Annotated in this window: 8 protein-coding genes and 1 tRNA gene; 4 read left to right on the forward strand and 5 right to left on the reverse strand. The window is 59.9% G+C overall.

The window, feature by feature from the left end:
- Positions 1-72 precede the first annotated feature (72 nt).
- From FHW37_RS10745 to FHW37_RS10755, 3 genes are all read right to left on the reverse strand, one after another.
- Complete coding sequence (locus tag FHW37_RS10745) at positions 73-492, reverse strand: MAPEG family protein (protein WP_145636087.1); 420 nt, start codon at positions 490-492, stop codon at positions 73-75.
- 101 nt (positions 493-593) lie between these two features.
- Positions 594-2087, reverse strand: coding sequence for an IMP dehydrogenase (gene guaB / locus FHW37_RS10750; RefSeq protein ID WP_145635872.1), 1494 nt, complete (start codon positions 2085-2087; stop codon positions 594-596).
- Between the two features lie 201 nt (positions 2088-2288).
- Positions 2289-3278, reverse strand: coding sequence for an MBL fold metallo-hydrolase (locus FHW37_RS10755; RefSeq protein WP_186458208.1), 990 nt, complete (start codon positions 3276-3278; stop codon positions 2289-2291).
- A 196-nt stretch (positions 3279-3474) separates the two neighbouring features.
- Here FHW37_RS10755 and FHW37_RS10760 point away from each other — a divergent pair, with 196 nt between their 5' ends.
- On the forward strand, positions 3475-4887 hold the full coding sequence (locus FHW37_RS10760; protein ID WP_145635875.1) for a DHA2 family efflux MFS transporter permease subunit: 1413 nt from the start codon (positions 3475-3477) through the stop codon (positions 4885-4887).
- Between the two features lie 142 nt (positions 4888-5029).
- Here FHW37_RS10760 and FHW37_RS10765 read toward each other — a convergent pair whose 3' ends face one another.
- Positions 5030-5791 carry an RlmE family RNA methyltransferase gene (locus FHW37_RS10765; RefSeq protein WP_145635880.1) on the reverse strand — a complete coding sequence of 254 codons (762 nt, stop codon included), beginning with the start codon at positions 5789-5791 and terminating at the stop codon, positions 5030-5032.
- Positions 5788-7497: a Ppx/GppA phosphatase family protein gene (locus tag FHW37_RS10770; RefSeq protein WP_432442839.1), complete on the reverse strand. Its 1710-nt coding sequence runs from the start codon at positions 7495-7497 to the stop codon at positions 5788-5790. Before FHW37_RS10770 ends, FHW37_RS10765 begins: the two co-directional genes overlap by 4 nt.
- Positions 7498-7731: 234 nt before the next feature.
- Between FHW37_RS10770 and FHW37_RS10775 the strand changes: the two genes are divergently transcribed.
- From FHW37_RS10775 to FHW37_RS10785, 3 genes are all read left to right on the forward strand, one after another.
- Positions 7732-7805 (forward strand) — tRNA-Gln (locus tag FHW37_RS10775).
- 184 nt (positions 7806-7989) lie between these two features.
- Positions 7990-8532 (forward strand): hypothetical protein, encoded by a 543-nt coding sequence (locus FHW37_RS10780; protein ID WP_145635885.1) that lies wholly within the window; start codon positions 7990-7992, stop codon positions 8530-8532.
- A gap of 22 nt (positions 8533-8554) precedes the next feature.
- Positions 8555-9076, forward strand: coding sequence for a hypothetical protein (locus FHW37_RS10785; RefSeq protein ID WP_145635888.1), 522 nt, complete (start codon positions 8555-8557; stop codon positions 9074-9076).
- Positions 9077-9155 lie beyond the last annotated feature (79 nt).

Genomic DNA, 9155 nt, shown 5'->3' on the forward strand with positions numbered 1-9155 from the left:
GCGGCGCAGCACAGCTGGAAGATGAAATGCCCTAGACCGGCTCACACATATGCGTGAAGCCGGTGCTCCCGATCAGGAGGTCGCGAGCCAGACGGCCAGCCAGCCCCAGAGCACGACAGTGGCGGCGAAGCCGATCATGAACAGCGGCCGGCGGTAGCGCAGGCGGTTGGAAGTGATGTGCACATAGGAATGCGCATAGCGCGAAATCACGAAAACCCAAGCGAGCACGATGGTGATGATATTGTCGGCATTGGTGGCATAGATCGCCAGCGCACCGGCATGGAACAGCATGGGCAATTCGAACTGGTTCTTCAGATTGTTGTGAACCAGCAGGCTTTCTTCCGGCTCGGAGAGGTTTTCCTTGAACTGCTGTGCGGCTGCGCTGCCCGATTTGACGGCGGCCACGCGGCGAACCGACAGAAGGTAATAGAGAATGAAGACCAGCGCCGCATGGGCGATCATCGGCCAGAACATGGCAGTCGTGTCAGTCATCATCGGTCGTCTCTCCTGATCTTTCGGACCTTCTGACACGAAAACGGGTCGGGTAAAATGCCCGACCCGTTCGAAATCAGTGAAGAATTTGCCGCTCTCTTTTAAGAGTTGGCGCCCGGATAGTTCGGGCTTTCGCGGGTGATCGTCACGCCATGCGGGTGGCTTTCACGCAGGCCGGCGCCGGAAATGCGCACGAAGGTCGCCTTTTCTTGAAAGTCCTTGATGTCCTTGCCGCCGACATAACCCATGGCAGCCTTCAGGCCACCGGCGAGCTGGTGCAGCACGGCCGAGACCGGGCCCTTGTAGGGAACCTGACCTTCGATACCTTCCGGAACGAGCTTCAGCGTGTCGCGCACTTCCGCCTGGAAGTAACGATCCGCCGAACCGCGGGCCATGGCGCCGACCGAACCCATGCCGCGATAAGCTTTGAAGGAACGGCCCTGATAGAGATAGACTTCGCCCGGGCTTTCGTCCGTGCCGGCGAGCAGCGAGCCGACCATGATGGCAGAAGCGCCGGCGGCGATCGCCTTGGCAAAATCGCCGGAGAATTTGATACCGCCGTCAGCAATGACCGGGATGCCGTGCTTGTTGGCTTCCGAGACCGAGGCCATGACCGCTGCGAGCTGCGGCACGCCGACGCCGGCGACGACGCGGGTGGTGCAGATCGAGCCCGGGCCGATGCCGACCTTGATGCAGTCCGCACCGGCATCGATCAGCGCCTTGGTGCCTTCGGCGGTCGCGACATTGCCGGCGATGATGCGGATGGCATTCGACATGCGCTTGGTCGCGGCAACAGCGTCGAGAACCTTCTGGGAATGGCCATGGGCGGTATCGACGACGATGACATCGACGCCGGCATCGATCAGGCGCTCGGCGCGCTCGACGCCGTCAGGGCCGGTGGAGATGGCGGCGGCAACGCGCAGGCGGCCGTGCATGTCCTTGGCGGCATGCGGATTGAGCTGCGACTTTTCGATATCCTTGACGGTGATCAGGCCGACGCACCGGCCTTCATTGTCGACCACCAGCAGCTTTTCGATGCGGTGCGAATGCAGGAGGCGCTTGGCTTCGCTCTGCTCGACGCTTTCCTTGACCGTGATCAAGTTTTCCTTGGTCATCAGTTCGTAGATTTTTTGGCTCGGATCCGAAGCGAAACGAACGTCACGGTTGGTGAGGATACCGACCAGACGGCCCGGACGGCCACCGTCTTCGACGACTGGAATGCCGGAAATGCCATGCGCCTTCATCAGCGACAGCGCTTCGGCGAGCGTCGCGTCAGGGCCGATCGTGACCGGATTGACGACCATGCCGCTTTCGAACTTCTTGACCTGGCGGACCTCTTCGGCCTGTTCGATCGGGGTCAGGTTGCGATGGATGACGCCCATGCCGCCGGCCTGGGCCATGGCGATCGCCAGACGGCTTTCGGTAACGGTGTCCATGGCGGAAGAGAGGATCGGCAGCGAAAGATCGATGTCCTTGGCGACGCGGGTGGCGATATTGGTCTGCCCCGGCATGATCTCGGAATGTCCCGGCTGCAGCAGGACGTCGTCAAAGGTCAGCGCTTCTAACCCGGTTGCCGTTTCAATGATGCGTGCCATTGCCAAATCCTTCGTGTGAATAGGCAGAATCCTCCGGAAAAAGGAAAATCCCTGTCCGGTTGCTTCTGCATGAAATGCTTGGAAGTTGGCGAGGGCTGGTAACACGTTCATGACAGGAAGGGAACAGAAAAAACCCGGAGGGCTGCCCCTCCGGGTTTGCATGGCTCGCAACCTGGCCGTTACAGGCGCGCTGCACTTTGATCAGATGTCGAACTGGTAGCTCTTCGGCACGAAGCGGTAACCGGCATCCTGCTTCTCGACATAACCGACGGCCGGGAACGGCATGTGATAGCCGAGGAAGGCGACCTTGTCGGTAGCGATCATGTCGAAGACTTTCTTGCGGGTCGCGGCGGCCTTGGCCTTGTCCATGTCGAACTTCACTTCCCAGTCCGGGCGCTGCAGCGACAGCACGAAATGGTTGGCGGTGTCGGCGGTCAGGATCAGCCGCTTGCCCTGGGATTCGACGTTGAAGATCAGCATGCCGGGCGTGTGGCCGGGTGCGAGCATGGCGGTGATGCCGGAGGTGACCTCGCCGCCCTCGCCGATGAACTTCATCTTGTCCGCAAGCGGCTTCACCGAGGCGAGAACGGCCTTCTGGTTGCCTTCGGCCGGCGTGCCGGCACGGGCGCCATCGGTCCAAAAATCATATTCGGTCTGACCGGCGACATAACGCGCTTTCGGGAAGGCCGGCTTGCCGTCTTCCATCAGCCCGCCGATATGGTCGCCATGCATGTGGGTGATGACGACGGTGGTAACATCTTCCGGCATGTAGCCGGCGGCCGCCATGCCTTCGATCAGGCGGCCGGCGCCCATGGCGCGGCCAGCCGGGCCGAAGCCGGTGTCGAAAAGGATGACTTCGCTGCCGGTATCGATCAGCGTCGGCGAGAACGAATTGACGAACTGGTCTGTCGGCAGGAAATTCTGGGCCAGCAGACCGCCAACGGTTTCCGGCGTCTGGTTGGTGCCAAAGGTTTCGCCCGGGACGCCGGATGCGCGGGCGCCATCCTTGATCACCAGAACCTGAAAACCACCCAGCTTGAATTTATGAATGTCCGGAGGGGTTACGCGGTCGATTGCCAATGTCTTCTTCTCCTGTGCGAGCGCCTGGCCCGTCAAAATTGCTGGAGCGGCAAGCGCGCCGATGGCGGCCGTTCCCATGAGTGTCCGTCGGTTGATGCCCGATGCCGTCATGACTTAGTCCCCTATCCCTGATGTCGCCAGACCCCTGAAGTTGAGTCCCGCGGCGGAAGATAGCCGCAGAGGAAGGCGGGAAAATCACGCCTCACGCAGACGTGACCCATTTTTCGAAAAGGTGAGATTCTGCAATTGGCTTCTCTCCTCAACGGGTCTACAGGGAGCTCATATTTTGCGTGTCGCAGGCGCCTCCATGAACCGCATGATCCCCCTTATTCTCGCCGTATCGCTCTTCATGGAGCATATGGACTCGACGGTCATCTCGACCGCGCTGCCGACGATCGCCACCGATCTTTCCGTCAGCCCGATCACGCTGAAACTGGCGCTTACCTCCTATATGGTGGCGCTTGCGATGTTCATCCCGATCAGCGGCTGGATGTCCGACCGGTTCGGCGCCAAAAAAATCTTTCGGCTGGCCATTCTGGTCTTCGTGATCGGCTCGATCCTCTGTGCGATTTCCGGCTCGCTCGTGCAGTTCGTGCTGTCGCGTTTCCTGCAGGGCATGGGCGGGGCGATGATGACGCCGGTCGGGCGCCTCGTTCTGTTGCGCACCACCCAGCGCAGCGATCTGGTTTCGGCCATGGCACTGCTGACCATTCCGGCGCTTGTCGGGCCGCTGACCGGCCCGCCGATCGGCGGCTTCATCACCACCTATTTCAGCTGGCACTGGATCTTTCTGATCAACGTGCCGATCGGCCTTGCCGGCATCTATCTCTCAGGCGTCTATCTGCCGGAAGTGCCGACCGTGGCGACGGCCCGTCTAGACTGGGCCGGGTTTGCGCTGACCTCGATCGCCGCGGCCGGCATCGTTTTCGGCCTTTCCGTCATAGGCCTGCCGGCGCTGCCGCCGGCCGTCGGTATCACCACGACGGCTGTGGGTTTTGCGGCCTGCATTCTCTATATGTGGCATGCAAGGCGCCATCCTCACCCGATCCTCAACCTGAAGATCTTCAACGATCGCGCCTTCCGGGCCTCGACAACGGGAGGCACGCTGTTCCGTATCGCAACCGGCGCAATCCCGTTCCTTATGCCGCTGATGCTGCAGCTCGGCTTCGGGCTCAACCCGTTCCAGTCGGGCCTCATCACGTTTTCGGGCGCAATCGGAGCGCTCAGCGCCAAATTCGTCGCACGCCGAATGTTTGCGCTCACCGGTTTCAAGATGGCGCTGATCTTCACCAGCATTCTCGGCGCAGCCTCAGCTGCCGCGAACGGCTTTTTCACACCGGACACGCCGCATATCGTCATCATCGGTACGCTGCTGGCGGCGGGCCTGTTCCGGTCGATGTTCTTTACCGGTGTCAACGCGCTCGGTTATTCCGAGATCAGCGACGAACATGCGAGCCAGGCGACCTCGATGGCATCCGCCCTGCAGCAGATCAGCCTCGCACTCGGCGTCGCCTTCGCGGCCTTCATTCTGGAAGCGTCATCGACCCTGTCCGGCACGCATCTGGAACTGGCGGATTTCCACCTGGCCTTCTTCATCGTCGCAGCGGTTTCGCTGTTCTCGATCGTGCCGATCCTGAAGCTGGATCCGTTGACAGGCGCGGATGTTTCCGGCCATCGCCGCCGGCTGGTCGCAAAGCAGCAGCCGGAAGCCGGCGAGTAACGGGACTTACCGATGAGCTGCGGGAGGCTCCGCCTCTTGCTCGACGTCATCCTCGGCCTTGAGCCGAGGATCTAATCAGTTAAGAAATCAGGCACCTGCAGATCCTCGGGACAAGCCGGAGGATGACGAAAGAGACGGACGATCAATCCCGGCCGTCGTCTTGGTACTCGCCTTCGGCCACGTCTTCCTCATGCTCTTCAGCCGACATGGCCCGACGTCCCTTGAAGTGTTTTGCGAGCAAAAACATCTCAACCGATTCCGAGCGCGAGGCGCCCGGCTTCACGTGGATGACCTGCTTGAAATTCTTCTTCAGAAGATCCAACAGCTCCTTCTCGGTGCCGCCCTGGAAGGTTTTTGCGAGGAAGTGGCCGCCCTCGCCCAGAACCTCGATGGCAAAATGCGCCGCGACTTCGCAGAGATGCATGGTGCGCAGATGGTCGGTGCGGTGATGGCCGGTGGTCGGCGCGGCCATGTCCGAGAGGACAACATCCGGCGTGCCGCCGATCGCTTCCTTCAGCTGGCGCGGTGCATCGTCATCGAGAAAGTCGAGCTGCAGGATTTTTACACCAGGCAAAGGCGCCATTTCCAGGAAGTCGATGGCTGCGACGCGAGCATCACCATCCGAGGAATCGGTGACCTTGGCGGCGATCTGCGACCAGCTGCCCGGAGCAGCCCCAAGATCGATGATGCGGCGCGCGCCCTTCAAAATCTGGTGCTTCTCGTCGATCTCGAGCAGCTTGAAGGCCGCGCGGGCGCGATATCCTTCGAGCTTGGCGCGCTGCACGTAAGGATCGTTGATATGGCGCTCCAGCCAGCGTCGCGACGACGCCTTGAGCTTGCCCTTCTTGACCTTCTGGCCGAGCTTGCGGCCGGTACGGTTGCTGCCGACAGGTGGTTTCGTCATCGTGCCTGCCCCGCTTCTTCCTTGTGTGAATGGCCGAAACGCCGGCCCCGCGCCCGCCGCCAGACGCCGTCATCGGCCATCATGTCGGTCAACAGGCCTTCTCTCAAGCCACGATCTGCAACCCGCATGCGCTGGCTCGGCCAGCGGCGGCGGATCGCTTCCAGAATGGCGCAGCCGGCGAGAACCAGATCCGCCCTGTCCGGGCCGATGCAGGGGTTTGCGGCACGATCCGAAAAATCCCAGGAGAGGAGCTTTGCCTGCATGGCGGAAACTTCGTCATCCGATAGCCAGAGCCCATCCACCTTGCGGCGGTCGTAACGCGGCAGATCGAGATGCACGCCGGCGAGTGTCGTCACCGTGCCGGAGGTGCCGATCAGATGAAAATCCTCCGGACCGGCGCGGCGGGAAAGATTGATCGGCGGGCAATCGAACGAGGCAAGCATGCCCTCGACTTCCGCAACCATGGCCGCGAACACATCCGGCGTTACATCGCGACCGCCGTGGCGCTCGGACAGCGTCACGACGCCGACCGGCAAAGATGTCCAGTGGGTGATGTGGTTGGCAAGCCGGCTGGAACGGTTGTCTCCGATGCGGATGACGGCGATTTCCGAAGAGCCGCCGCCGATATCGAAAAGCACGACCGAACGGGCTTCACGCCCGACCAGCGACGAGCAGCCGGAAACAGCAAGCCGGGCTTCCGTCTCACGATCGATGATTTCCAGCTCAAGCCCGGTCTCGCTGCGCACGCGTGCCAGAAACTCCTCGCCGTTTTCCGCGGCGCGGCAGGCTTCCGTCGCGATCAGCCGCATGCGCCGGACGGGACGATGGGCGAGCTTGGCGGCGCAGATACGCAGGGCCTCGACAGCCCTGTCCATCGCGTCATTGGCAAGCCTGCGGCTGGTGCCGAGACCTTCGCCAAGCCTGACGATGCGCGAAAAGGCGTCAACGACGCGGAACTGGCCGGGACGCGTCGGCTGGGCGATCAGCAGGCGGCAATTGTTGGTGCCGAGATCGAGCGCCGCATAAAGCTCCTCGCGGACCGGCGCATTCTTGCCGAGGCTGGCTGCAAGTGCTGCCTGATGGGCACTCGAGGATGAATGCCCATGCGCGTGACCGGAAGCGTGGCCATGTGCATGGACGCGACCGGTTGCCGGGCCTGCGCCAGAGGCGGGCTTGGAAGCCGCCGATTTCGACTGGCCCTGATGCGCATTATGCCCATGGCTGCCCGCATGTCCCTGCCCGCCCGCGGCGAGCGGACGGCCCTGCGGCCCACGACCACCACGGTTCTTCTTGCGACCGCGATGGGATTTTTGCGCATGCGGATGTTCTGCCCGATCAGCAGGGGGAGCGCCGGCATCGGAGATTTCGACGGGCTGGCCTGCCGGAGCGCCGGAGCGCGCACGACGACGTTTCCGCTTGCGCGGATGCGCGTCGGACAATCTGTCCTCAGCTTTTGCATCAGCCGATCTTGAGTCGGGTGACCTTGCTTCAGGCAGCCTCGCGTCGAGTGGCCGCGAATCACGCTGTCGGGTTTCCGGGCGTCCAGCCTGTAGGGACGAATCAGCCTGAGCTGCATTTGTCCCCTGCGCCGCGGTCCGGTTCTTGCCGTTCCGCTTCGCCTTGCGCCGCCGGGAGGATCTCCCCTCCTTGCGCATTGCCGCCGACGCCCCGCCTTCTGGCGGCTTTCCGCCGCTATCGGGGTCCATCACTTTTAAAGTCCATCTCGCCGCGCAAGGCCTTGAAAAGCATGCCGCAGGCGTCTGATCGTTTCGTTGGCGCCAAGATACCAGCAGAGGCCGCAATCGCCAATGCCTTTTTGACCGCTTGTGGAGACAAGCAGATTCCGTGCAGATTTTTTGAAAAAGGGTATTTGCAAGTGCGAAACGTTTGGTTATAAGCCGCCCCACACCGTGACCGTGTCGAGTTCGACGCGTCCTTGCTGGGGAATAGTTCAACGGTAGAACGACGGACTCTGACTCCGTTAATCTTGGTTCGAATCCAGGTTCCCCAGCCAATATCTCACAACAATATAGATTCGTTGCTGGCTATATAGTCAAAAGTTCACGTAGTTCGTATTGCGCATTGTTGCATGGTGTTTCCCTTGATTTCTAGTAGTTTGCCTGCACACTCGGCAAACCCATGCAAAATGGCTGACTATCGCGTCTAGGCGCCGAGAAATCGTACTTGGAGAAAGGGTGATGGCCGACGAAGAGGAAAAAGCCAGAGTAGAAAAAATGACCGATCGGCGGATGGACGCCGCTCACAAGGCTTTTGATGGACACCGCAAGACTATCTCAGACAGCTTCGCATTGGTTGGCAGCTTCGCCACAACTGCAATGCGAGCTCCTGCAATAGCAGCTGGTGCCGGTATTGCAGCCCTCTTAGGCTTTTTTTCAGCGAACAGGGGCGCTCTAGCTGGTACAGAAGGCATTGCGTTTTTCAATCATGCTTTGTCTTACTTCTGCGGATCGATAGCTCTCTCCGTCATCTGCTCAGGAATAGCGTACCTTAGCCAGCTTCTGGTAACCAACAGCCTCCAATCTTATACGTTTAATTATGATAGCCCCTTCGTCCTCGAGACTCGCCGCCGCAAGTTGCTAAATGGCTTCGGAGCGGTATTTCAGATTTCGGCAATATTACTCGGATTAGCGTCGATCGGTCTGCTAGTTTGCGGAGGGTGGTTTTTTATGATGCTCACTGATTTTTTAGCGACAAAAACTCCCCTGCCGTCTCTGCCGTGATCGCAATCTGGAATGATTTCACATGAGCGGCCGACCAGAAATTATCGAAATGCCTGAGCCGTTAGGGCTATATGCCGGACAACTCTTCGATCGAGCAACCGAGTATTTCGAAGCGTTTCGGGTCCTGGCGCCGCGCGACTTGGAGCTCATGCACGCCAAATATTTTCTGCTCGCGCACGCTCTGGAATTATACCTTAAATCGTTCCTCGCCTCGAATGGTGTCAAAAAAACCGAATTGAGGGAAACGAAGAAATTCGGGCATAATCTTCCAAATATCCTCTCGAAGTGCGTGGAGTTTAATATTCCAACAATCGAGAACTTGGACATATTCGTTCGTGAGATCCATCACAAAAATGAGGATTTCGACTTTCGATATCCAAGCAACTACAATCTCCGGGTACCTTCACCCGATTTATGCATGAGCGTATTGGAGCCGCTTCATAAGAACCTGAGGCCAATCATCGAGAAAACGCGTGTTCGTGCCCAAATCGAATGGGCGCAAGATACGCGGCATTTGAAAGGCAAGAATGTTGATTTCCACTGAGAGCTGACCCGGCGTTTCCACCGAGAAGTGACCCGCCTTTAGGTATCGTTTGTGCTGGTCGTAGTGGTCAAGGTCCTGC

Origin of the sequence: Neorhizobium alkalisoli (assembly GCF_007829835.1) — a bacterium.
In the GTDB taxonomy this organism is placed as follows: domain Bacteria; phylum Pseudomonadota; class Alphaproteobacteria; order Rhizobiales; family Rhizobiaceae; genus Neorhizobium.